Origin of the sequence: Labedella endophytica (assembly GCF_003990045.1) — a bacterium.
Taxonomy (GTDB): domain Bacteria; phylum Actinomycetota; class Actinomycetes; order Actinomycetales; family Microbacteriaceae; genus Labedella; species Labedella endophytica.
This window is the reverse complement of record NZ_RZGZ01000002.1, coordinates 1390440-1411737: the sequence shown is the minus strand read 5'-3', so window position 1 is coordinate 1411737 and position 21298 is coordinate 1390440. Positions and strand designations below refer to the sequence as shown.

The 21298-nt window shown below is 69.4% G+C and carries 24 protein-coding genes; 18 read left to right on the top strand and 6 right to left on the bottom strand.

Annotation, left to right across the window (positions count from 1 at the left end; translation table 11 throughout):
* The first annotated feature begins 18 nt into the window (after nucleotides 1-18).
* The 3 genes from ELQ94_RS10105 to ELQ94_RS10095 all read left to right on the top strand — a co-directional run bounded on the left by ELQ94_RS10105 (nucleotide 19) and on the right by ELQ94_RS10095 (nucleotide 2924).
* Nucleotides 19-1440 carry a sulfatase family protein gene (locus ELQ94_RS10105; protein ID WP_127050277.1) on the top strand — a complete coding sequence of 474 codons (1422 nt, stop codon included), beginning with the start codon at nucleotides 19-21 and terminating at the stop codon, nucleotides 1438-1440.
* Between the two features lie 92 nt (nucleotides 1441-1532).
* Complete coding sequence (locus tag ELQ94_RS10100) at nucleotides 1533-1850, top strand: hypothetical protein (protein ID WP_127049685.1); 318 nt, start codon at nucleotides 1533-1535, stop codon at nucleotides 1848-1850.
* A gap of 66 nt (nucleotides 1851-1916) precedes the next feature.
* Nucleotides 1917-2924 carry an LLM class flavin-dependent oxidoreductase gene (locus ELQ94_RS10095; RefSeq protein ID WP_127049683.1) on the top strand — a complete coding sequence of 336 codons (1008 nt, stop codon included), beginning with the start codon at nucleotides 1917-1919 and terminating at the stop codon, nucleotides 2922-2924.
* A 22-nt stretch (nucleotides 2925-2946) separates the two neighbouring features.
* Here the strand turns inward: ELQ94_RS10095 and ELQ94_RS10090 are convergent, their stop codons facing one another.
* On the bottom strand, nucleotides 2947-3402 hold the full coding sequence (locus ELQ94_RS10090) for a magnetosome magnetite crystal formation protein family (RefSeq protein WP_127049681.1): 456 nt from the start codon (nucleotides 3400-3402) through the stop codon (nucleotides 2947-2949).
* Nucleotides 3403-3749: 347 nt separating this feature from the next.
* Between ELQ94_RS10090 and ELQ94_RS10085 the strand changes: the two genes are divergently transcribed.
* From ELQ94_RS10085 to ELQ94_RS10075, 3 genes are read left to right on the top strand one after another with little or no spacing between them, the layout of a single operon-like run.
* Complete coding sequence (locus ELQ94_RS10085; protein WP_127049679.1) at nucleotides 3750-4388, top strand: MerR family transcriptional regulator; 639 nt, start codon at nucleotides 3750-3752, stop codon at nucleotides 4386-4388.
* A gap of 35 nt (nucleotides 4389-4423) precedes the next feature.
* Nucleotides 4424-5452: a hypothetical protein gene (locus ELQ94_RS10080; RefSeq protein ID WP_208007602.1), complete on the top strand. Its 1029-nt coding sequence runs from the start codon at nucleotides 4424-4426 to the stop codon at nucleotides 5450-5452.
* Nucleotides 5449-5829, top strand: coding sequence for a DUF2834 domain-containing protein (locus ELQ94_RS10075; RefSeq protein ID WP_127049677.1), 381 nt, complete (start codon nucleotides 5449-5451; stop codon nucleotides 5827-5829). The genes ELQ94_RS10080 and ELQ94_RS10075 overlap by 4 nt, the downstream gene beginning before the upstream one ends.
* On the opposite strand, the gene arfA is transcribed toward ELQ94_RS10075, so the two are convergent.
* Nucleotides 5826-7358 (bottom strand): arabinosylfuranosidase ArfA, encoded by a 1533-nt coding sequence (gene arfA / locus ELQ94_RS10070; RefSeq protein ID WP_127049674.1) that lies wholly within the window; start codon nucleotides 7356-7358, stop codon nucleotides 5826-5828. The genes ELQ94_RS10075 and arfA overlap by 4 nt on opposite strands.
* Nucleotides 7359-7491: 133 nt before the next feature.
* Between arfA and ELQ94_RS10065 the strand changes: the two genes are divergently transcribed.
* Complete coding sequence (locus tag ELQ94_RS10065) at nucleotides 7492-8412, top strand: amidase domain-containing protein (RefSeq protein ID WP_166404719.1); 921 nt, start codon at nucleotides 7492-7494, stop codon at nucleotides 8410-8412.
* Nucleotides 8413-8499: 87 nt separating this feature from the next.
* Here ELQ94_RS10065 and pgm read toward each other — a convergent pair whose 3' ends face one another.
* Entirely contained in the window at nucleotides 8500-10116 is a 1617-nt protein-coding gene (gene pgm, locus ELQ94_RS10060) for a phosphoglucomutase (alpha-D-glucose-1,6-bisphosphate-dependent) (RefSeq protein ID WP_127049670.1), read from the bottom strand.
* 150 nt (nucleotides 10117-10266) lie between these two features.
* Complete coding sequence (locus tag ELQ94_RS10055; protein WP_127049668.1) at nucleotides 10267-10692, bottom strand: Asp23/Gls24 family envelope stress response protein; 426 nt, start codon at nucleotides 10690-10692, stop codon at nucleotides 10267-10269.
* A gap of 170 nt (nucleotides 10693-10862) precedes the next feature.
* On the opposite strand from ELQ94_RS10055, the gene ELQ94_RS10050 reads away from it, so the two are divergent.
* The 3 genes from ELQ94_RS10050 to ELQ94_RS10040 are packed head-to-tail and all read left to right on the top strand — an operon-like array spanning nucleotide 10863 to nucleotide 12411.
* Nucleotides 10863-11420 carry an RNA polymerase sigma factor gene (locus ELQ94_RS10050; RefSeq protein WP_127049666.1) on the top strand — a complete coding sequence of 186 codons (558 nt, stop codon included), beginning with the start codon at nucleotides 10863-10865 and terminating at the stop codon, nucleotides 11418-11420.
* The gene (locus ELQ94_RS10045) at nucleotides 11417-12052 is read left to right on the top strand and encodes an Asp23/Gls24 family envelope stress response protein (RefSeq protein WP_127049664.1); all 636 of its coding nucleotides are present in this window, start codon (nucleotides 11417-11419) and stop codon (nucleotides 12050-12052) included. The genes ELQ94_RS10050 and ELQ94_RS10045 overlap by 4 nt, the downstream gene beginning before the upstream one ends.
* Nucleotides 12049-12411, top strand: a complete 363-nt coding sequence (locus ELQ94_RS10040) for a hypothetical protein (RefSeq protein WP_127049662.1) — start codon at nucleotides 12049-12051, stop codon at nucleotides 12409-12411. Before ELQ94_RS10045 ends, ELQ94_RS10040 begins: the two co-directional genes overlap by 4 nt.
* Nucleotides 12412-12486: 75 nt before the next feature.
* Here ELQ94_RS10040 and ELQ94_RS10035 read toward each other — a convergent pair whose 3' ends face one another.
* The gene (locus ELQ94_RS10035) at nucleotides 12487-13197 is read right to left on the bottom strand and encodes an SGNH/GDSL hydrolase family protein (protein WP_127049660.1); all 711 of its coding nucleotides are present in this window, start codon (nucleotides 13195-13197) and stop codon (nucleotides 12487-12489) included.
* Between the two features lie 89 nt (nucleotides 13198-13286).
* Here ELQ94_RS10035 and pheA point away from each other — a divergent pair, with 89 nt between their 5' ends.
* Genes pheA through ELQ94_RS10015 form a run of 4 tightly spaced genes read left to right on the top strand, consistent with a single transcriptional unit; the run spans nucleotide 13287 to nucleotide 15977 of the window.
* Nucleotides 13287-14261: a prephenate dehydratase gene (gene pheA / locus ELQ94_RS10030; RefSeq protein WP_127049658.1), complete on the top strand. Its 975-nt coding sequence runs from the start codon at nucleotides 13287-13289 to the stop codon at nucleotides 14259-14261.
* A 38-nt stretch (nucleotides 14262-14299) separates the two neighbouring features.
* Nucleotides 14300-15070 carry a hypothetical protein gene (locus ELQ94_RS10025; protein WP_127049656.1) on the top strand — a complete coding sequence of 257 codons (771 nt, stop codon included), beginning with the start codon at nucleotides 14300-14302 and terminating at the stop codon, nucleotides 15068-15070.
* Nucleotides 15067-15513: a hypothetical protein gene (locus ELQ94_RS10020; RefSeq protein ID WP_127049654.1), complete on the top strand. Its 447-nt coding sequence runs from the start codon at nucleotides 15067-15069 to the stop codon at nucleotides 15511-15513. The genes ELQ94_RS10025 and ELQ94_RS10020 overlap by 4 nt, the downstream gene beginning before the upstream one ends.
* Nucleotides 15510-15977 carry a hypothetical protein gene (locus ELQ94_RS10015; protein ID WP_127049652.1) on the top strand — a complete coding sequence of 156 codons (468 nt, stop codon included), beginning with the start codon at nucleotides 15510-15512 and terminating at the stop codon, nucleotides 15975-15977. Before ELQ94_RS10020 ends, ELQ94_RS10015 begins: the two co-directional genes overlap by 4 nt.
* On the opposite strand, the gene ELQ94_RS10010 is transcribed toward ELQ94_RS10015, so the two are convergent.
* Complete coding sequence (locus ELQ94_RS10010) at nucleotides 15874-16914, bottom strand: diacylglycerol/lipid kinase family protein (protein WP_127049650.1); 1041 nt, start codon at nucleotides 16912-16914, stop codon at nucleotides 15874-15876. The genes ELQ94_RS10015 and ELQ94_RS10010 overlap by 104 nt on opposite strands.
* A 35-nt stretch (nucleotides 16915-16949) precedes the next feature.
* On the opposite strand from ELQ94_RS10010, the gene serS reads away from it, so the two are divergent.
* The 4 genes from serS to ELQ94_RS09990 all read left to right on the top strand — a co-directional run bounded on the left by serS (nucleotide 16950) and on the right by ELQ94_RS09990 (nucleotide 21298).
* Complete coding sequence (gene serS, locus ELQ94_RS10005; protein WP_127049648.1) at nucleotides 16950-18215, top strand: serine--tRNA ligase; 1266 nt, start codon at nucleotides 16950-16952, stop codon at nucleotides 18213-18215.
* Nucleotides 18212-19030: an HAD family hydrolase gene (locus tag ELQ94_RS10000; protein WP_127049646.1), complete on the top strand. Its 819-nt coding sequence runs from the start codon at nucleotides 18212-18214 to the stop codon at nucleotides 19028-19030. Before serS ends, ELQ94_RS10000 begins: the two co-directional genes overlap by 4 nt.
* Before the next feature lie 169 nt (nucleotides 19031-19199).
* Nucleotides 19200-20243 carry an iron-siderophore ABC transporter substrate-binding protein gene (locus tag ELQ94_RS09995; protein WP_127049644.1) on the top strand — a complete coding sequence of 348 codons (1044 nt, stop codon included), beginning with the start codon at nucleotides 19200-19202 and terminating at the stop codon, nucleotides 20241-20243.
* Nucleotides 20240-21298, top strand: a complete 1059-nt coding sequence (locus tag ELQ94_RS09990; RefSeq protein WP_424977111.1) for a FecCD family ABC transporter permease — start codon at nucleotides 20240-20242, stop codon at nucleotides 21296-21298. The genes ELQ94_RS09995 and ELQ94_RS09990 overlap by 4 nt, the downstream gene beginning before the upstream one ends.

Here is a 21298-nt window from a genome sequence, read left to right as displayed (position 1 = left end):
CGACGCCCGAACGTCGTGATGATCCTGACCGATGACCATGCGGCCCATGCGATCGGAGCCTACGGCTCGACGATCACGACGACGCCGCGCATCGACGAGATCGGCCGCGAGGGTTGGCGATTCGACAACTGCTTCGCGACCAACTCGCTCTGCTCCCCCAGCCGCGCGAGCATCCTGACGGGGACATACAGTCACGTCAACGGGGTCACGACCCTCGAGACGCCGATCGACGCGGCACAACCGACGTTCGTCTCGCAGTTGAAGGCGGCGGGTTACCGGACCGCGATGATCGGGAAGTGGCACATGGGGGAGGGCGAGGGGCACGATCCCGAGGGTTTCGACTACTGGGACGTGCTCCTCGGGCAGGGGGACTACTGGGACACCACGTTCCGCTCGTCGGAGGGCGAGCGGACCGTGGAGGGGTACGCGACCGACCGCATCACCGATCTGGCCCTCGACTGGGTGGAGGGTCTCGAGGGAGACGATCCGTGGTGCGTCCTGATCTACCACAAGGCGCCGCACCGGTCGTGGGAGCCCCATCCTCGCCACGCGGACCGGCACACGGACCCGATCCCGCTGCCGGCGACGTGGGACGACGACTACGCCACCCGCACCGCGTCCGCCCGGCGGGCGCTCATGCGTCTCGCGGAGAACCTCAACTCGGAGGACCTCAAGCAGGATCCGCCGGCCGGCCTCGACTACGACGCTCTCGCACGCTGGAAGTATCAGCGGTTCATGGAGGACTACCTCCGCTGCGTCGACGCCGTGGACGAGAACGTCGGACGGGTCATCGACTGGCTGCGTGAGCGGGGCGATTTCGACGACACGATGCTCATGTACGCGTCCGACCAGGGCTTCTTCCTCGGGGACCACGGATGGTTCGACAAGCGGTTCATGTACGAGGAATCGCTGCGGATGCCGTTCCTCGTGAGCTACCCCGCCGCGGTCGGCCCAGGGGGCGTGCACGACGGGATCGTGACGAACGTCGACATCGCTCAGACGATCCTCGATGCGGCCGGCGTCCCGGCGGTCTCGAGGATGCAGGGAAGGAGCTTCTGGGGCGACCTGGTCGGGCAGCCCACGAGCGATCCGGCGGTCGGCATGTACTACCGCTACTGGGAGAACGGAGACGTGTTCCACAACGCCCCGGCCCACTACGGCTATCGGACGGAACGCTACAAGCTCATCTTCTTCTACAACGACGGCCTGGGGCTGGCCGGGACGGGGCCGTTCTCGTATCCCGGCGAGTGGGAGCTGTACGACCTCGCGCGCGATCCGGAGGAAGTCCGGAACGTCGCCGACGATCCGGAGTACGCCGAGGTGCGCACGGACCTCGAGGCGGCGATGTGGCGCGAGCAGCACCGGTTGGGGGACGAGCCGCACCCGTCACAGCCGGTACCATCGCGCGTCGTGGCGGAGAGCGGGCGACCCGGGATCTGACGGTCGCCGACGTATTGGTCGAACCCGCGTCATGATCTCGGACCGGCTGCGTCTCACGGGGTAGGAAGCTCACCCGAAGAGACGAGGCCATCATGCTCACCGACATCACCGCGAACACCGCCGCCGCATTCCGTGCCGACATCTCGGGCCGAGCCGACATCTCGGGCCGAGCCGACATCGACCCGGACGCGCTCTGGGCCACCGAGCAGAAGGCCGACCGGCTCCTGTGCCGGCTCCCCGCGGAGACGATCGGCTACCTCGGCGACGACTTCCCCTGGACGGTCGACGACGAGGACGTGCGCCTCGCCCGCCTCGCCCTCAGCAACGTGCGCCTCGCCGCGATCCTCCTGGGCCGCGAGCTCGCCCAGATGGCGGACGGCGAGCGTCAGGCGTTCGCCGCGACCGCCTGAGGGCCGGATCGAGCGGGCCGAGCGACGGGAGGGAACAGGATCGCCCTCGCCGACGTTCCACCCACTATGACCGTTCCCCTCTCTGTCCTCGACCTCGCCCCCATCGCTCCCGGTGAAACGGCGCGCGACAGCTTCGCGGCATCCGTCGCCCTGGCGCAGCAGGCCGAGCGGAGCGGATACCGGCGCGTCTGGTACGCGGAGCACCACAACATGGCGTCGATCGCCTCGAGCGCGACATCTGTCCTCATCGCGCACGTCGCGAGTCAGACGTCGAGCATCCGCCTGGGCTCCGGTGGCGTCATGCTTCCGAATCACTCGCCCCTCGCGATCGCCGAGCAGTTCGGCACTCTCGAGACCCTCCACCCCGGCCGGATCGACCTCGGTCTCGGACGCGCTCCCGGGGGAGACATGGCCACGTTCCGCGCCTTGCGTCGCGACCCGTCGGCCTCCGACCAGTTCCCGCAGGACGTCGTCGAGCTGCAGGGCTTCCTCGCCGGGCAGTCCCGCGTCCCCGGTGTCAGCGCGACACCCGGAGCAGGAACCAACGTGCCCCTCTACATCCTCGGTTCGTCGCTGTTCGGCGCGAAGCTCGCCGCGGCTCTCGGCCTCCCGTACGCGTTCGCCTCGCACTTCGCGCCCGACGCCCTCCACGACGCCATCGCCGTCTACCGCCGCGAATTCCAGCCGTCCGAGCAGCTCGAGCGGCCGTACGCGATCGCCGGCGTCAACGCGATCGCGTCGGTCGACGCCGACGAGGCCCGTGAGCAGCTCACGCGGACCAAGCGGGCGCGACTCGAGATGATGCTGCGCCAGGGCGGTCGCATCCCCCTCGATCGCACCTTCACCGACGAGGAGCTCGACTACCTCCTCACGACCCCGGCCGGAGCGCACGTGCAGAGCATGACCACCTACACCGGCGTGGGAACGGCCGCGGAGGTCGCCGATTACGTCGCCGAGTTCGCTCGTTCTGCAGACGTCGACGAGGTCATCGTCGCGCACTCGTCGCTCACCACGTCCGCGCGCTTGCGGTCCGTCGAGCTCCTCGCCGAGGCCCACGAGCGCGTCGCCGCCTGACGACGGCGATCGCGCGGCGTCCCTACTGCGAGATGAAGCGGATCGCCAGCGGGAAGCGGAAGACCGCTCCCCGCGACGCCTGAACCGTGCCGATGATCGTCACGATGACGTGCACGAGGCTCACCAGCATCCAGAGCCCGAGGGGGATGAGCGGGAGCGCGGTCACGGACCCCGAGGCCGTGGTCGATCCGCCGTTCGTGATGAGGGCGGCGAAGCCGATCGCGAGCAGGATCAGGACGACGGTGAGCGTGGAGTAGGTCAGCCCCCAGTTGGCCGCGTGACGGGCGTTCGCGTGGGCGATCGCTCCGCGCTTCTTGTGCGTGGGATAGACCCCCGCCATGATCAATCCCGTCATGATCTGGGCGATGAAGGGGATCGGCACGTAGGCGAGGAAGCCGAGGGCCCAAGCTCCCGTTCCCTTGTAGCCGGGCGGCGGAACCTCGTGCGGGACGGTCGGGGGAGGAGTCGGGCTGGTCACGGTGTCCTTCCGGCGTTTGGCGTCCCCCGAGTCTAGAGTCGAGCGTCATTCGCCTCCACGGGGAGTTCTCCCCGCGGGCACATAAAAGGGTCGATGCCCGAACACCGACCCTCCCGTCTTACGGGTGGCGGATCTCGAACCGGGCAGAAAGCCTAACCGCCGTGATCCCGACCACCTGAGGTGAACGCTAAGCCGCTGACCGGATCACCACAACGGGTCACGCCCGATCAGGCCTGAATGAGGAGATATCGGACAGATGATGGACAAATCGGTCGAACTCTGAGTCCTTCGGCGTCGTCTGTCGGATCTCATAGACAGTCGGACTATCCGATAGCTACGCTATCCGCATGCGCATCTCCGAACTGAGTCGTCTCTCCGGAGTCAGTGTCGCCTCGATCAAGTACTACATCCGGGAGGGCGTGCTGGCCGCGGGGGAGTCCGACGGCCCCAACCGGGCGACCTATGGTGGCGACCATCTCGCGCGCCTGCGCCTCATCCGCGGGCTCGTCGATTCCGCCGGGGTGAGCATCGCGGGAGTCAAGCGCATCGCAGGCGCGCTCGATGCCGGCATCCCGGTGAATGAGGCGTTCGGTGTGGCGCAGTCGGCGGTGCCCCTCGTCGGCGCGACGGACGGGACCGAACCCTCCGCACACGCGACGGACGCGATACGCGACGTGATCCATCCGCATGCGGTCGGTCACCCCGCGGCGGCGTCCGCCGCTCGCGCTCTCGACACGTTCGAGGCGGCCGGCGAACCGATCAGTGCCGCGTGGCTCGAGCGGTACGCGGAGGCGGCGGCGATCGTCGCTCGTGCGGACTTCGACGAGCTCGAACGTCGTCCGGATCCCGCAGCCCAGGCCCGCATCGTCGCCGTCGGGACGGCGCTCGGCGATGTCGTCTTCCAGTCGCTGCGCCGCATCGCGCAGGCGACCGAGGGGGAGCGCCGCTTCCCGTCGCCCCCGCCGGCTTCCCCGCCGGCCGTGTAGACCGCGCAAACGACATCCGGACAGGAGTCATCCTCGTGACCCGTATCGCTTCCACCGTTCGCTCCGCCGCTCCGCCGGCGAACGCTCCGTTCCTCTCCATCTCCCACCCCCACCGGCCCCTCCTCGTACTCGCGGTGATCTCGGCCGTCTTCGCCGTCGTCTGCGTCGTGGGGGTCGTCGTCGATCCCCGCGAGGTCCTCGGCCAGCCGGCATGGGCGAAGCCCCTCAAGTTCGGGCTCTCCATCGCCGTCTACGCCGTGACGCTCGCGTGGATGATCGGCCTCGCTCCCCGAGCGCACCGACTCCTGTCCGCCGTCGGAAACATCGTCGTGGTGGCGCTCGTCCTCGAGATGGTCGTCATCGTGGGCGCCGTGGTGACGAACACGACGAGTCACTTCAACGTCTCGACCCCGCTCGCAACGGCCGCATGGTCGCTCATGGCGGTATCCATCGTGGTGGTGTGGGTGGCAACTGCTGTCGTCGCCGTCGCGCTCGTCCGCGCTCCGCTCGGCGACCCGGCGCGCGCCCTCGCGATCCGCGCGGGCCTCGTCATCGGAATCATCGGTATGGGGCTCGCGTTCCTCATGACGAGTCCCACGTCGGAGCAGTTGAACGATTTCCAGGGCGTCGCCGGTGCGCACGCGGTGGGCGTGGCCGACGGCGGTCCCGGGTTGCCGCTGCTCGGCTGGAGCACCGAAGGCGGGGACCTCCGGGTTCCGCACTTCATCGGCATGCACGCCCTCCAGGCGCTCCCTCTCGTCGTGATCGGTCTCGAGGTGCTGGCACGGCGGGTCGCCGTCCTCCGCGATGCGGTCGTGCGGGCGCGCCTCGTGCTCGTCGCCGTGTGCGGGTTCGCCGGACTGGTCGCGATCGTCACGTGGCAGGCCCTCCGCGGCCAGTCGATCGTCTCGCCGGACGCGCTGACCACGCTCGTGGTCACCGCGCTCGTGGTCGCGGTCGCGACGAGCACGGTGATCGTCCTCGTCCGGGGGAGAGCCGGCGGAGCGTCCGACTCGAGCGGTGCCGTCCGCCCCGTGGAGTCCGATCGGGGGTCGATCCGATGAGCGGTACATCGTCCCGTCCGGTCCCGACTCATCGTCGGTGGACCCCGCGCGCATACCTCTACCTGGCACTGGCCGCGGCGGGCCTCGTGGGCACATGGACGTACAACGTCATCGCGATCATCGAGCGACGCGACGTCCTCGGCGACTGGTTCGGGGGCGGCCCGTCCGTGTCATCGCTCACAACGGACCTCCTCGTCGTCGCCGTCGCCGCGGTGATCTTCATGATCGTGGAGGGGAGGCGGCTGCGCATGAAGCGCGTCTGGCTCGTCGTCCTCACCGCGCCCTTCATCGCGCTCGCATTCGCCTTCCCGCTCTTCCTGGCCCTCCGCGAGCGTGCGCTCGCGGAGGGCCGGGACGAGCGGTCGGAATCGCCCTAGGCGGTCGCGCCGACGGCGCGCGTCAGGGCGATCGCGGTCCACGAGATCGGCGGCAGGTCGACGACGACCTCTCCGTTCTCCACACGGATCGAGTCGTTCGCCTTCAGGCCGACACGCTCTGGGTTCTCGAGCGTGTTCACGGCGTACGGGTCCTCGTCCGACAGCGTCTGGGCGGTCGCCTCGGCGATGTCGCCGAATTCGCCCACGGGGATCGTCAGGCGCACGCTCTCGGTCTGCGAGCGGTTCACGGCGAAGACGCTCGCGCTGTTCGTCTCCTCGTCCACCGTCGTCACGGCGTCCACGAGAGGAGCGTCGCCGAACTCCTTCGTCTCGTAGGTGTCGCAATCGACCCGGGTCGGGACGCTCTGCCCCGTCGCGAGCGCCGACGTCACGGCGAACGGGAAGAACGTCGTCTGCTTCCAGGCGATCCCACCCGGCTCCGTCATGATCGGGGCGATCACGTTGACGAGCTGCGCGAGCGACGCGCTCGTCACGCGGTCGGCCCGGCGCAGCAGCGAGATGAGCAGGTTGCCCACGACGACCGCATCGGACACCGTGTAGGCGTCCTCGAGCAGTCGCGGTGCGACCGGCCAGTTGTCGACGCCCTCGATCTTGTCGACGTTCTCGAAGCGGGCGATGTCCCACACGTTCCACTCGTCGAACGAGATGTTGACGACGTGGTCGCTGCGCTTCACGGCCTTCACATGGTCGATCGTCGTGACGACCTGCTCGATGAACGAGTCCATGTCGATCGCCGAGGCCAGGAAGCTGCCGAGGTCGCCGTCCTTCTCCGCGTAATAGGCGTGGCAGGAGATGTAGTCGACGTCGTCGTAGGCGTGATTCAGGACCACGCGCTCCCACTCGCCGAACGTGGGCATGCCCCGACCGGAGGAACCGCACACCACGAGTTCGAGCGACGGGTCGAACATGCGCATGCCCTTCGCGGTCTGCGCGGCGAGCTTTCCGTAGTCGTCGGCCGAACGGTGACCGAGCTGCCACGGGCCGTCCATCTCGTTGCCGAGGCACCACATCTTCACGTCGAACGGCCTCGTGCGGCCGTTCGCGATGCGCCGGTCGGCGAGGGCCGAGCCCTGCGCGAGGTTGGAGTACTCGAGGAGGTCGATCGCCTCGAGGGTGCCGCGCGTGCCGAGGTTCACGGCGAGCATGAGTTCGCTGCCGACGGCGTCGAGCCACGCGGCGAACTCGTGGAGGCCGACCTCGTTGGTCTCCGTGGAGTGCCAGGCGAGGTCGAGGCGCTTCGGCCGCTCCTCGCGCGGACCCACGCTGTCCTCCCAGCGGAAGCCGGAGACGAAGTTGCCGCCGGGGTAGCGGACGGCGCTGACGCCGAGCTCGCGCACGAGCTCCTTCACGTCCTCGCGGAATCCGTCGGCGTCGGCCGTGGGGTGTCCGGGCTCGTGGAGACCGTCGTAGACCGCGCGCCCGAGGTGCTCGATGAAGGACCCGAAGACGCGCCGGTTCACGGCGCCGACGGGGCGGCGGTGGTCGAAGATCAGTCGTGCGTCAGCCATGTGCGTCTCCCGGTTACATCGTTGTAATCACAGCCTAGGATGTTCCGGGCGGTTTCGGGAAGCCGGTGGGCGGCAGGACCCGATCCCCGACACCGCCGTGGCCGTCGGCCTCCTCCCATCGTCGCGTCGTACCATGGAGCGACCCCAGATCTTCGAGGATGCCCCTGCCGTGACCGCACCATCGCCCCGTCGCCGCCGTCGGTCGACCCTCCTGGTCGGTGTCGTCGCGGTCGTCAGCGGGCTGGTCATGTCCGGCTGCACGACGGCCCCCGCGGCCGAGCCCATCGCCTTCGAGCCCGTCTCGATGGACGTGAGCGTCGTGGCGAACATCGACGCACCCGTCGGACCGGTGAGCGGCGGCGGCGAGATCGCCATCACGGGCCTCGGACTCTCCGAGGTCACCCAGGTGCTCGTGGGCGGCGTTCCGGTCACCTCCCTCACGGTGGTCGACGACACCCGCGTGACCGCTGCCGTCCCGCGAACCGCGGACTACCAGCCGACGACGGCCGAGATCACGGTGCTCGCGGGGGAGACCAAGATCCCCGAGATCGGCACCAGCACGTACACCTACGAGGCGCTCACCCCCGTGGACAAGCAGCTCGGCTACGCGCTCACCCACTGGGAGAGCTACAACGCCGACTTCGGCGACTACAACCCGTCAGGCGGCGACTGCGCCAATTTCGTCTCCCAGACCCTGCTCGCGCGTGGCTGGGAGATGACCCCCGCGTGGTCGAGCGCGAACGCGCAGGGCACGCGGGCATGGGTGTACGCCCCGTCGCTCGAGGACTGGCTCGCGAGCGACGAGGGCCCCGGGCTCACGCGACTCGACGACTCCCAGCGCGACCAGCTCAAGGTCGGTGATATCGCGTTCTTCGACTGGAACTTCAACGACAATCCCGACCACGTGATGGTCGTCTCCGACATCGTCGAGGGCCCGGAGGGACTCGAGATCAAGGTGGCCGGACACAACGAGAACCGCGACTTCCGCGACGTCGACGACGCGATCACGATCGACCACCCCGACTCCACCGTCTGGTACTACGCCGTCCCCTGACCCCTCCCTTCCCGCCCCCCTAAAAACTTCGTATGTGCTTGAAAATTCGAGCACATACGAAGTTAAAAGGGGGGAGAGAGGAAGGGGTCAGGCGATGGCGGCGTCGACGATCTGCTTGGCCTCGGCCTGCACCTGCTTGAGGTGCTCGGCGCCCTTGAAGGACTCGGCGTAGATCTTGTACACGTCCTCGGTGCCCGACGGGCGCGCGGCGAACCACGCGTTCTCCGTCACGACCTTGAGACCGCCGACCGCCGCGCCGTTGCCGGGAGCGGCCGAGAGCTTCGCGATGATCGGCTCGCCGGCCAGCTCGGTGGCGGTGATCGCGTCGCCGTCGAGCTTGCCGAGCTTGGCCTTCTGCTCCTTCGAGGCCGCCGCGTCGACGCGCTCGTAGGCGGGGGAGCCGAAGCGTTCGGTGAGCTCGGCGTACAGCTGCGACGGGGTCTTGCCCGTCTTCGCCGTGATCTCCGCCGCCAGCAGGCACAGGAGGATGCCGTCCTTGTCGGTGGTCCAGACGGTGCCGTCGAAGCGCAGGAAGCTCGCGCCCGCGCTCTCCTCGCCCCCGAACCCCACCGAGCCGTCGACGAGTCCGGGCACGAACCACTTGAAGCCCACCGGGACCTCCCAGAGGCGGCGGCCGAGGGACTCGGCGACGCGGTCGATCATGCTCGACGAGACGAGCGTCTTGCCGATCGCGGCATCCTTCTTCCACCCGTCGCGGTTGGCGTAGAGGTACTCGATCGCCACGGCGAGGTAGTGGTTCGGGTTCATGAGACCGCCGTCGGGCGTGACGATGCCGTGGCGGTCCGCATCGGCGTCGTTGCCCGTGAGGATGTCGTACTCGTCACGGTGGGCGAGCACCGAGGCCATCGCGTTGGCCGACGACGGGTCCATGCGGATCTTGCCGTCCCAGTCGAGCGTCATGAAGCGCCACGTGGGATCGACGTCGGGGTTCACGACCGTGAGGTCGAGGCCGTACGTGTCGGCGATCGCCTGCCAGTAGTGCACGCTCGCACCACCGAGCGGGTCGGCGCCGATGCGGAGACCGGCCGTCTTGATGACGTCGAAGTCGATGATGTTCGCGAGATCGTCGACGTACGCCTTCCGGAAGTCGTACGTCTCCACGGCGGTGGGCTCCGCGAGGGTGACGTCCGCGAGGCCCGCGGCGATGAGTTCGTTCGCGCGATTCGCGATCCAGGACGTCGCGTCGGAGTCGGCCGGGCCGCCGTGCGGGGGGTTGTACTTGAAGCCGCCGTCGCGCGGAGGGTTGTGGCTCGGGGTCACGACGATGCCGTCGGCCTCGTCGTCGTGGCCGGCGTTGTTGTAGGCGAGGATCGCGTGGCTGAGGGCAGGCGTGGGCACGAAGTCGTCGAACTCGTCGACGAGCACGCGCACGTCGTTGCCCACGAGGACCTCGAGCGCCGTCGTGAGGGCCGGACGGCTGAGCGCATGCGTGTCGGCTCCGATGAAGAGGGGGCCGGTGATGCCCTGGCTCGCGCGGTACTCGACGATCGCCTGGGTGGTCGCGGCGATGTGGTCCTCGTTGAAGGAGGTGGACAGCGACGAGCCGCGGTGACCGCTCGTGCCGAACACGACGCGCTGCTCGGCGATGGAGACGTCGGGCTTGAGGGCGTAGTACGCCTCGTGCAGAGCATCGAGGTCGACGAGATCGGATTCGGTTGCGGGTGTTCCTGCGCGGTCGGTCATGGGGCCATTCTGGCAGGACCGCGGGATGCGCGACCAGAGGTTGCCGTGGGCGTCGGGAGGGCCACGCGCGCCGATCGGCGCTGCTCCGACGACGAACGGAAGCCCCGACCGATGAGGGGGTTCGGTCGGGGCTTCCGGGCTCTGGGGTCCTTACTGGACGCGCGCGTCGTGCTGCTCGGCGTCGTCGTCGGTCGGGAGGTGCACGTCGTTGATGGTCACGTTGACCTCCGTCACCTCGAGTCCGACGATCTGCTCGATCGCGGTCGTGACGGCTTCGCGCACGTCGTCCGCCACCTTCTGCAGCGATACCGGGTACTCGGCGACGAGCGTGATGTCGACGGCGGCCTGCGTATCGCCGACCTCGACGGACACGCCCTGACCCTTGTCGGTCTGGTTGATGGCCTCGCGGATCGCGCCGATCGCGCGGGTGACGCCGCCGCCGAGCGCGTGGACGCCGGGAACCTGGGCCGCGGCGATGCCGGCGACCTTCGAGACGACGCCATCGACGATGACCGTCTTACCCGAGCCGGCCTCGGTGAGGTCGGTGGATGTGGTCGCGGCCGTGGTGTTCGTCATGATGGTTCTCCTTCTGTTTGTCAAGATCCGGGTGAGCGGGTGGTGGACCGTTTCGCCGACCACCGCCCGAGTGCGATAGTCACTCATAGGACGACACCACGGCGGGTTTCGTCACGCGGAATCGCGAAATTTCTCGAGATTCTTTTCTCGCCGCGAACGGGAAGGGTGGGATGGACGCGCGCTCTCCCCTCTCCGACGCCTCGGACGGCATCCTCGCATCCCGGGCCGCCGACGGCGATCCGGCCGCGTTCGAGGCCCTCATGCGACGCTACGGTCCGATGCTCCGGGCCTACGCCGTGAAGGTCCTCGGATCGAACGACGAGGCCGACGACGTGGTGCAGGAGTCGTTCATCAACGCCTGGAACCACGTGGCCGAGCTCGCCGACGTGACCGTCGTGAGATCCTGGCTCATGCGGCTGGTCTCGAACAAGGCCATCGAACGTCTCCGCCGACGCAAGTACCACCGCGACATCGCCGATTGGGACGCCCCGGGTCCTGCACGAAACACCCCGGAGCGTCAGGTCGAGGCGAGCATGCAGATGCGCGCGCTGTCGGACGCGCTCGGGCGGCTGCCCGCCGAGCAACGTGAATGCTGGGTACTGAAGGAGGTCGGCGGGCTGGCGTACGCCGATATCGCGGAGGAGCTCGACCTGCCCGTGTCGACGGTTCGGGGCCTGCTCTCCCGTGCCCGTCGCGCCCTGCTCAAGGACATGGAGGAATGGCGATGAGGGACGACCAGGAGGGCGACGTGGGTCCCGAGGAGGTGCTCGACGGCCTCGACCCGGAATTCCTCGACGGTCACAGCGTCGAGGAGCTCTCCGACTACCTCGACTCTGGGCGATCGCCGCGGAACCCCGACATCGAGAACTCGCCGGGCTGCCTCATCGCCCTCGACGCGCTCGGCCGCTTGCGGTCGGCCACGTGGGCGATGCTCGAGGCCGAGGCCGCCGAGGATCGCGGGCGCGACGACAAATGGATCAAGAACGTGATGGACAACATCAGCAGAGAGGCGCGGGCGGGCCGGGACATCCCGATCACGAGTGTCGATCCCGAGGTGCGGCTCACGGTCACCGAGGGTTCGGTGCGCGGTCTGATCCGCGCGGCCGGCGACGGAGTGGGCGGCGCGATCGTCGGCCGGGTCCGGCTCGACGGGGACGTCACGGTCCCGGGGGAGCCGATCTCGATCGACGTGACGGCCTCCGGCGTGTTCGGACGCAACCTCCTCGAGCTCGCGCGCGAGATGCGCGCCGTCATCGGGGCCTCGCTCCGCGAGCACACCGAACTCAACGTCACCTCGATCGATGTGACCATTCAGGACGTCCACACCCAGCGGACGGCGAGCACGGAGGTCCCCCGGTGAACGATCTCGACCTGTCCCGCGAGTTGACGACGCTCGTCGCCGGGATCCCCGGCGTCGTGGGCGTCTATCCGGCCGGTCCGCTCCATCGTGCGGTGGGGCTCACGGTCGTCAACGTGGCGGCGTCGGACGACCAGGCTCCCGCCAAGGTGTCGCTCGTCCGGGATAAGGAGAAGGGCCTGCGGGTGGAGGTCGCCGTCGGCGTCCTCTCCACCTACCCCGTGCCGCGGACGCTGCGGACCGTCGGTGATGCCGTCCGGGCCCACCTCGACGCGATGGAGCACGACGGCGGTCTCGACGTGCGCGTCACCGCCTCCCACATCGAGACCCCCAACCCCGCCGCCCCCTCCCTCACCCCCTGACTCTCCCCCCTGAAAACTTCGTATGTGTTCGAATTTTCGAGCACATACGAAGTTTTTAGGGGGGAGAGAGGGAGGTCAGAGGGGTGGGGTGAGGGCGGCGAGGGCCGCGTCCATCTGCTCGGCCATGTGGGCGTAGCCGGTGTCGTCGGGGTGGAGACCGTCGGAGGCCATCCAGCTGTCGTCCGAGCCTGCGTAGTGGCCGTCCAACCACCGGCTCGCTCCCGGGATGTAGTCCGCGTCGATGTCCGCGGCGGCCGCCTCCACCCAGCCGATGATGGTCGAGACGGACTCGGGCCGGTCCTCCGTGTACCAGAACGGCTCCACGACGATGACGCGGGCATCGGGCAGTGCATCGTTCAATCGGGTCAGATCGGCCGAGATCTGTTCGCGGATGAGGTCGGCCGACGAGTCATACCGGAAGTTGTCGTTGAGGCCCATCGTGACGAAGACGATGTCGGGGTCCGCCGCGATGATGAGGTCCGGCAGGTCCCCGCTGCCCTCACCGAACGCGCCGCGGGCGTTGACGAACCCGAGCCCGTTGACGCTCGGATTCACTTCGCGCCACCCATGCTGCTGCGCGATCACCGTGGACCACCGGGCGGACGGATCGCTCGCGCCGGTGCCGAGGGTGTACGAGTCGCCGTAGAACGCGACCACGGGCCCGTCGCCCTCTGGCACCTCGGCGGACTCGGGGTCCGGCGTCGCCGAGCACGCGGCGAGGGACCCGCCCAGCACGAGGGCTCCGATGGCGGCGAGCGTGCGGCGGAGGCGGGAGCGGCGGGGCATACCTGATCGTTCCATGCCCAGCGTTCGGACACGACACCGCTCTCGGATGCACAGGGTCCGACCGCTGGGGTGCCCGTTAGGCTTCCCCTATGTCGACAGCGCCAGCGCCCGAACCCCGCAGCTACAGCTATCTCGGGCCGCGCGGGACGTTCACGGAGGCGGCGCTCGCCCAGGTCGACGAGGCTCGCGGGCAGGAGTGGCGCTCCGTCAACAACGTGGGTGAGGCGCTCGAGGACGTCGTCAGCGGACGCAGCACCGCGGCGATGATCGCGATCGAGAACTCGATCGAGGGCGGGGTCTCGGTCGCTCAGGACGCCCTGTCGACGATGCCGGGGCTCCGCATCATCGGGGAGTACCTCGTGCGGGTCGGTTTCGTGCTCGTCGTGCGCCCCGGGACGCGCCTCGAGGACGTGAAGGTCGTCGCCGCGCACCCCGTCGCCTACGCGCAATGCCGCGGCTGGCTCGATCGCACCCTGCCCGGCCACGCCCACATCCCCGCGTCGAGCAACGTGCAGGCGGCCGCCGGGCTGCTGGAGAACGACCTCGCGGACGCCGCCGTCGCACCCCCGAACATCGTCGACCACTACGCGCTCGACACGCTCGCCCACGGCATCATCGACAACCCCAACGCGGTCACGCGGTTCGTCCTCGTCTCCACGTCGCGCGAGCTGCCCCGGCCCACAGGGGCGGACAAGACGAGCCTCGTCGCCGAGCTGCCCGTCGACCGGGCCGGTGCGCTGCTCGAGCTCCTCGAGCAGTTCTCCACGCGCGGCGTCAACATGAGTCTGCTCGAGTCCCGCCCGATCGGCGACGAACTCGGTCGATACCGGTTCATCATCGACGCCGACGGCCACATCCTCGACGAGCGCGTCGCCGACGCGATGCTCGGGGTCCGGCGCTTCAGCCCGAGCGTCGTGTTCCTCGGCTCCTATCCGCGCGCCGATGGGGCGCGTGTCAGCTTCGACCCGCGATACGGGGACGACGTCTTCATCGACGCGCGCGACTGGCTGCGCGCGATCGTGAGCGGCGAACCGGACGTGCCCCCGCGGATCGACGGCCCCTAGCGGACCGCGACCCGGACGACGGAAGGACAGGGAGACCCATGGCAGAGTCGCAGGGACTCGATCCCCGGCACGACCCGATCTATCAGCGCGGGTACGACCCCGCCGTGCACGGTGGCGAGGCGCCGGCGGACGGTGCGGCGCCGTCCCGGCGTTCGCGCGCGAGGCGTTCGTCGGACGAGGATCTCTTCGCCCCTCCCCAGCCCGATGGAACCGAGGGGCCGCGTGCTCGTACGGCGGGCCCTCGCGGCGCGACCGCCCCGCGCGACGCGGAGTCCCCGCGTGTCAGCATGCCCGAGTGGTCTCCATTCGGTGAGCTCGAGCGCGACGGTGGGGCCGACGAACGCGACACGTCGGCGACCCACGACGCGAAGGCCGAGCCCATGGTCGTCGTGGGTGGCGGCTCATCCGGATCGGACGCGCGCCCCGGTCCGCCGCCGGCTGCTGCGTCGTCCGTGGCCCCGTGGAGGAACCCGTACCTCATCGGACTCGTCGCAGGAGGCGCCGTCCTCGCGCTCGTGGGCTTCCAGATGTTCCGCTCGGCGCTCGAGACGATCTACGTCGACTTCGCGCAGAGCGGGATGATCTTCGGCGGCGAGCAATCGTCGGAGGAGGCGCCGGATCCGGTGGCCGAGCTCGTGTCGATGCAGATCGGGTGGTCGCTCGGGCCCGTGCTGTTCGTCCTCGGAATCGCGGCGATCCTGGCCGTGATCGTCTTCGTCGCCGTCCGCTGGCGACCCGCGTCCACGGCCGAGCAGGACCCGCCCCTCGGTGGAGCCGTCGGACGCGAGTCGCCGGCGTCGCACCCATGACGCGCGTCCGACGCCTGGTCGTCGTCGTGATCGCGGCGATCGGCGTGATCCTCATCCTCGGGGGCGCTGCCCTCGTGGTCGCGGATGCGCAGTCGCGGACGGCGGCCGCACAGCAGGTCGTGGACGAGCTCGTCGACTATTACGCGACGCAAGACGGGTACGAGGTCGGTAACCGCGAGACGCTCCTGCGATCCATCGTCGCGGACTCGATCGCGAACGACGGTCCCCTGCCGGACTTGGCCACCGAGCCCAACCGGAACTTCCTCGGAGCAACGTACGGCGCGTTCGGCGGGGTCTTCTCCTACATCCCGCTCGAGCGCCCCTGGGCTGCGCGGTTGATCGTGGCCCCCGTCGCCGTCGGCGGAGTGCTCCTCGCGACGGCACTCCTCGTGGCCGCCGCCGGCTGGTCGCCACGACAGCGCGTCGGAGGCGATCCGGCATGAGGCGGGCGGTCGCCCTCGTGACCGCGGTCATGGTGCTCGTCGTCGGCGGCGCGGCTCTCCTCGTCGCCGAGTCCCGTGCGCGCGTGGAGACCGTGAGGACGGAGATCGAGGCAGCGGCGTCTCAGCAGCCGGGGTCCGAATATTTCGTGGACCTCATGGACACGCCGGCGTTCGTGCGACGAGCGGTGACGGAGTCCCTCGTGAACGATGCCGTCCCCCGCGTGGACCTCGTCCCCCGGGACGGGTACATCGCCATCACCTTCGGCGCCTTCCGCGGAGGGAACGAGGTCGTGACGCTGACCCGGCCGTGGGCCCCGCGCCTCGTGACGACCCCGATCGCCATCGGGCTCGTGCTCGCGATCACCGGGATGCTCGTGGCGGCCTCGCGCTACCGGCCTCGCCCCGCCGGGCGGTCGTCGTGGGATGCGGAACGCGGACACCGAGGACACCCGGCCGCGTCGTGAAGCGGACGGAGCGCCCGCTCCCCACGCCGTCGCCGTCGAGCTCGATCTCGTTCGACTCGTCGAGGGTCAGGAGCACGCCGGAGCTGCGCAGGTAGGTGATCGTCTTCGACGCGACGCCGCGCGCCCGCGCCTTGATGATCTGGCGGCCGATGCTCGAGCGGCGCAAGGCGCGGTTCTGCCACGTGACCCGCCGCCATACCTGCACCCAGCCCCAGATCCCCTTCGGCTGGAGGACGGCGATGTCGAGGAGACCGTCGTCGACGGCCGCGTCGGGGAGCAGCTCGATCCCGCCGGGGAGCAGCCCGCAGTTGCCGACGATCACGGTCGAGACGTGGGCGCTGTGCTCGTGCCGCCCCTCGAGGCGGTAGCGGACGCGGAACGGCTTCGCGGTCGGGATCGCGCGGAGGCCGGCGTCCACGTAGGCGAGCCAGCCGACGGCGCGCTTGAGCGCCGGGTTCGTGCTCGCCATGATGCGCGCGTCGATACCGACCCCGGCCATCACGAGGAAGGCGTGGGAGTCGATCGAGCCGTCCTCGCGCTCGATGCGCACGTCGCCGAGATCGATGTTGCGCGTGGTGCCGGTGAAGGCGTGGGTCACGCTCTGCGACACGTCGGAGAGGACGAGATCGAGGTTGCGTGCCAGGAGGTTGCCGGTACCGGAGGGCAGGATCGCGAGCGGGACGCCCGTCTCCCCGAGCGCCTCGGCGACCGAGCGAACCGTGCCGTCACCACCGGCGGCGAAGACCATGGCGGCGCCGTCGGCGACGAGGGCGCTCGTGATCCCGGCACCCGGGTCCTCGACGCTCGTCTCCGCCCAACGCGTCTCGCCCCAGCCCTCGGAGACCGCCGCGAGCTCGATGATCGGACGGAGCGTATCGACGTCGATCTTCACCGGGTTGTAGACGACCGCGGCCCATCTCGACTCCGCAGCTCCCATGGGGACAACCTACCCCGCCGCATAGACTGGGCCCTGTGATCGATCCCGCGCTCCTCCGTGAGAACCCCGACCTCGTCCGCCGCTCACAGGAAGCACGTGGTGCCTCCGTCGAGGCCGTCTCCGCGGCACTCGAGGCCGACTCCGCCAAGCGCGCTGCGATCACCCGTTTCGAGACGCTCCGCGCCGAGCAGAACGCGCACGGAAAGCGCGTCGCGCAGGCTCCCAAGGAGGAGAAGGCCGCCCTCGTCGCCGAGGCGAAAGGCCTCTCGGAGCAGGTGAAGGGCGCACAGCAGGAGCAGAACGACGCCGATGCGCGCTTCGCCGAGGCGATGAAGCAGATCCAGAACATCGTCATCGACGGCGTCCCGCCGGGCGGGGAGGACGACTTCGTCACGCTCCGCGAGGTCGGGGACCGCCCCGCGTTCGACTTCGAGCCGCGTGACCACCTCGAGATCGGCGAGCTGCTCGGCGCCATCGACATGACGCGCGGCACGAAGGTCTCGGGCGCGCGCTTCTACTTCCTCCGCGGCATCGGGGCACGTCTCGAGCTCGCGCTCATGAACCTCGCGCTCGACCGGGCCCTCGAAGCGGGCTTCGTGCCGCTCATCACGCCGACGCTCGTGAAGCCGGAGATCATGGAGGGCACAGGGTTCCTCGGGGCGCACAAGGACGAGATCTACTACCTCCCGGACGACGACCTCTACCTCACGGGCACGAGCGAGGTCGCGCTCGCCGGGTACCACGCCGACGAGATCCTCGACCTCGGCGAGGGCGCACTCCGCTACGCCGGCTGGTCCACGTGCTACCGCCGGGAGGCCGGTTCCTACGGCAAGGACACCCGCGGGATCATCCGCGTGCACCAGTTCAACAAGCTCGAGATGTTCGTGCACACCACGCCGGACGACGCGGAGGCCGAGCACGAGAGGCTCCTCGGCTACCAGGAGCGCATGATGACGGACCTCGGTCTGTCGTACCGCGTGATCGACACGGCCGCCGGGGACCTCGGATCGAGTGCCGCCCGGAAGTTCGACGTCGAGGCGTGGGTGCCCACGCAGGACGCGTACCGCGAGCTCACGTCCACCTCCAACTGCACGACGTTCCAGGCGCGCCGCCTCGGCATCCGCTCGCGCGGGGAGGATGGGAAGACGAGCCCCGTCGCCACGCTCAACGGCACCCTCGCCACCACGCGCTGGCTCGTGGCGATCCTCGAGACGCACCAGCAGGAGGACGGCTCGGTCGTCATCCCCGAGGTGCTGCGCCCGTACCTCGGCGGCCTCGACGTGGCGACCCCGATCCGATGAGCGACGGGATGAGACTCGTCGCCCTCGACATCGATGGCACGATCCTCGGCGAGGACGGCTCGCTCGCCGACGAGGTGCGCGACGCCGTGCGTGCGGCTGCGGCCGCTGGTGACATCGTGACCCTCGCGACCGGCCGCAGCTGGGACTCCACGCAGCCCGTGCTCGAGATGCTCGGGCTCGAGCCCGAGTACGTCGTGTGCGCGAACGGCGCCCTCGTGATGAAGCGCGATGCCGCCGAAGCGTCCGGCTACCGGCGGCACCTCATCGAGACCTTCGACGCCCGTCCCGTGCTCGAGACGATCCATGCGGCCCTCGACGACGGCCGGTACATGGTCGAGCTCCCGGACGGCTTCCGGAAGTACACGGAGGGCATGGTCGACTGGACGCTCGAGAACGCCGAGAAGGTGGCGTTCGAGCGCCTCTTCGACGAGCCCGTGCTCCGTGTGGTCGTGGTGTCGCCGGGCCAGGACGAGCAGGAGTTCCTCGAGAGCGTCGAGCGCATGGGGCTGCATCAGGTCGCCTACTCGATCGGTTGGACGGCCTGGCTCGACATCGCGCCGCAGGGCGTCAACAAGTCGACGGCCCTCGAGCACGTGCGGGAGGCGCTCGGCGTCGCGAGCGATCGTGTGCTCGTCGCGGGAGACGGCCGCAACGACATCGAGATGCTCGAGTGGGCCGTCGCGAGCGGCGGCATCGCCGTGGCGATGGGACAGGCTCCCGACGAGGTCGCGGCCGTCGCGAACGCGCGCACCGCATCCATCACCGAGAACGGCCTCGCCCTGGCCCTCACGGAGCACCTCTCCCTCTCCGTCTGACTCACCCCGCTCCCCGGGGGTGTCGCATTCTGTTGCCTCCAGTGCCCGGGAGGCAACAGATTGCGACACCCCAGGGGAGTTGGAGGGGGTTGTCCTGACGGACTTTCGAATGCTCGGGACTTGCGCTTAGGATAGGCAAGCCTAATCCCGCATCTTTCGAAGGACTTCCGTGCGCACTTCTCGTCGAACACTCTCCGTCATCGCCCTCGCGGCGGCCGGGGCTCTCAGCCTCTCCGCGTGCGCCGGGGGCTCCGACGCCCCGTCGTCCGAGTCCTCCGGATCGGCGTCGTCCGGCGTCTTCCCCGTGACCGTCGACCACGTGTTCGGCGAGACCGAGATCGACGCTCAGCCGCAGCGGGTCGCGACCATCCAGTGGGCCAACCAGGACGTCGCGCTCGCGCTCGGCGTGGTCCCGGTCGGAATGTCGAAGCAGACGTACGGCGACGACGACGGCGACGGCATCCTCCCGTGGACGTACGAGAAGCTCGAGGAGCTCGGCGCCACGGATGAGCTGCCCGTGCTCTTCGACGAGGCCTCCGCTCTCGACTTCGAGGCCGTCGCCGACACGACGCCCGACGTGATCCTCGGCGGCTACGGCGGATTCACGCAGGAGGACTACGACACCCTCTCCCAGATCGCCCCCACCGTCGCCTACCCGAACGACCCCTGGGGCAGCACATGGCGCGAGATGACCGAGCTCGACGGCAAGGCCCTCGGACTCGAATCCGAGGCGGACGCCCTGATCGCCGACATCGAGAAGCAGATGGCCGACGCCGTCGCCGATGAGCCGTCGCTCGAGGGTAAGACCGCCATGGTCGGCTACTTCACCCCCGGCGACCTCGGCACGATCGGCTACTACTCCACCGAGGATTCCCGGAACAAGTTCCTCACGGACTTCGGTCTCGAGATGCCCGAAAGCCTGATCGAGCTCTCCGAAGAGAACCCCGAGTTCTACGGAACCGTGAGCGCCGAGAACGCCGACACCTTCGACGACGTCGACATCCTCATCGTCTACGGCGACGAGACGACGATCCCGTCGATCGAGGCCGACCCGCTGCTCTCCCAGATCCCGGCCGTCGCCAACGGCTCCGTCGTCGTCATGGACAACAGCCTGCCGATCGCCGCGACCCTCACCCCCTCGCCCCTCACCATCCCGTGGTCGCTCGACGAGCTCACCGGGATGTTCGCTCAGGCGGCCGAGAACGCCGAGTGACCATCGCACCCCCGCGCGTCGTGACGCCGGCCGGACCCTCGCGGTCCCGGTCGGCGTCCCGTCGTCGACGGCGGGTGCTCGGATTATTCGGGTGCCTGGTCGGCCTCGTCGTCGTGACGGTGCTCTCCGTGGCGATCGGCTCGCGGGAGGTCTCGCTCGACGAGATCTTCCGCGCCTTCACCGACCCGTCGGCCGCCGGGCTGGCCGAGGAAGCCGTCCGCGCGCGCGTCCCGAGAACGGTCCTCGGCCTCCTCGTCGGAGCGGCCCTCGGACTCTCCGGCGCGATCATGCAGGGCGTGACACGGAACCCGCTCGCGGATCCCGGAATCCTCGGCGTCAACACCGGTGCGTCCCTCTTCGTCGTCGCCGGGATCGCGTTCTTCGGCATGACGACCGTCACCGACTACATCTGGTTGGCGATCGCCGGGGCCGCGGCGAGCGCCGTCTTCGTCTACACGGTCGGCTCGCTCGGGCGCGGCGGGGCGACCCCGCTGAAGCTCGCGCTCGCGGGCGCGGCGACGACGGCGGCGCTGGGGTCACTCGTCTCCGCGATCGTGCTGCCGCGCGTCGATGCGCTGCAGGTGTTCCGGTTCTGGCAGATCGGTGGGATCGGCGGAGCGAACTGGGACGCGATGAGCACGGTGCTGCCGTTCCTCGTCGTCGGAGCGGCACTGTCGCTGCTCTCCGCCCGTTCGCTCGACGCGCTCGCGCTCGGCGATGAGCTCGCGACCGGGCTCGGCGGCCGCATCAAGACCGCGCGCGCCGTCGCTGCCCTCGGCGGTGTCCTCCTCTGCGGAGCGGCGACCGCGGTCGCCGGACCCATCGGATTCGTCGGACTCGTCGTCCCCCACTTCGCCCGCATGCTCGTGGGGAGCGACTACCGCTGGATCCTTCCGTACTCGGTGGGCTTCGGCGCTCTCCTGCTCCTTCTCGCCGACGTCGTCGGGCGGGTCGTGACCCGGCCGAGCGACATCGAGGTGGGCATCATCACCGCCCTCATCGGGGCGCCGGTCTTCATCGCCGTCGTGCGCCGACAGAAGCTCAAGGAGCTGTGA

Bases quoted from the DNA above. Each gene is read 5' to 3' on its own strand.
- ELQ94_RS10085 (WP_127049679.1), top strand. From the start codon at position 3,750: ATGCGCATCTCCGAACTGAGTCGTCTCTCCGGAGTCAGTGTCGCCTCG.
- ELQ94_RS10010 (WP_127049650.1), bottom strand. From the start codon at position 16,914: ATGGGAGCTGCGGAGTCGAGATGGGCCGCGGTCGTCTACAACCCGGTG.
- pgm (WP_127049670.1), bottom strand. From the start codon at position 10,116: ATGACCGACCGCGCAGGAACACCCGCAACCGAATCCGATCTCGTCGAC.
- ELQ94_RS10055 (WP_127049668.1), bottom strand. From the start codon at position 10,692: ATGACGAACACCACGGCCGCGACCACATCCACCGACCTCACCGAGGCC.
- pheA (WP_127049658.1), top strand. From the start codon at position 13,287: ATGTCGACAGCGCCAGCGCCCGAACCCCGCAGCTACAGCTATCTCGGG.
- ELQ94_RS10050 (WP_127049666.1), top strand. From the start codon at position 10,863: ATGGACGCGCGCTCTCCCCTCTCCGACGCCTCGGACGGCATCCTCGCA.
- ELQ94_RS10035 (WP_127049660.1), bottom strand. From the start codon at position 13,197: ATGCCCCGCCGCTCCCGCCTCCGCCGCACGCTCGCCGCCATCGGAGCC.
- ELQ94_RS10025 (WP_127049656.1), top strand. From the start codon at position 14,300: ATGGCAGAGTCGCAGGGACTCGATCCCCGGCACGACCCGATCTATCAG.
- ELQ94_RS10020 (WP_127049654.1), top strand. From the start codon at position 15,067: ATGACGCGCGTCCGACGCCTGGTCGTCGTCGTGATCGCGGCGATCGGC.
- ELQ94_RS10045 (WP_127049664.1), top strand. From the start codon at position 11,417: ATGAGGGACGACCAGGAGGGCGACGTGGGTCCCGAGGAGGTGCTCGAC.
- ELQ94_RS10105 (WP_127050277.1), top strand. From the start codon at position 19: ATGATCCTGACCGATGACCATGCGGCCCATGCGATCGGAGCCTACGGC.
- arfA (WP_127049674.1), bottom strand. From the start codon at position 7,358: ATGGCTGACGCACGACTGATCTTCGACCACCGCCGCCCCGTCGGCGCC.
- ELQ94_RS10000 (WP_127049646.1), top strand. From the start codon at position 18,212: ATGAGCGACGGGATGAGACTCGTCGCCCTCGACATCGATGGCACGATC.
- ELQ94_RS10100 (WP_127049685.1), top strand. From the start codon at position 1,533: ATGCTCACCGACATCACCGCGAACACCGCCGCCGCATTCCGTGCCGAC.
- ELQ94_RS10075 (WP_127049677.1), top strand. From the start codon at position 5,449: ATGAGCGGTACATCGTCCCGTCCGGTCCCGACTCATCGTCGGTGGACC.
- ELQ94_RS10095 (WP_127049683.1), top strand. From the start codon at position 1,917: ATGACCGTTCCCCTCTCTGTCCTCGACCTCGCCCCCATCGCTCCCGGT.
- ELQ94_RS10065 (WP_166404719.1), top strand. From the start codon at position 7,492: ATGGAGCGACCCCAGATCTTCGAGGATGCCCCTGCCGTGACCGCACCA.
- ELQ94_RS10015 (WP_127049652.1), top strand. From the start codon at position 15,510: ATGAGGCGGGCGGTCGCCCTCGTGACCGCGGTCATGGTGCTCGTCGTC.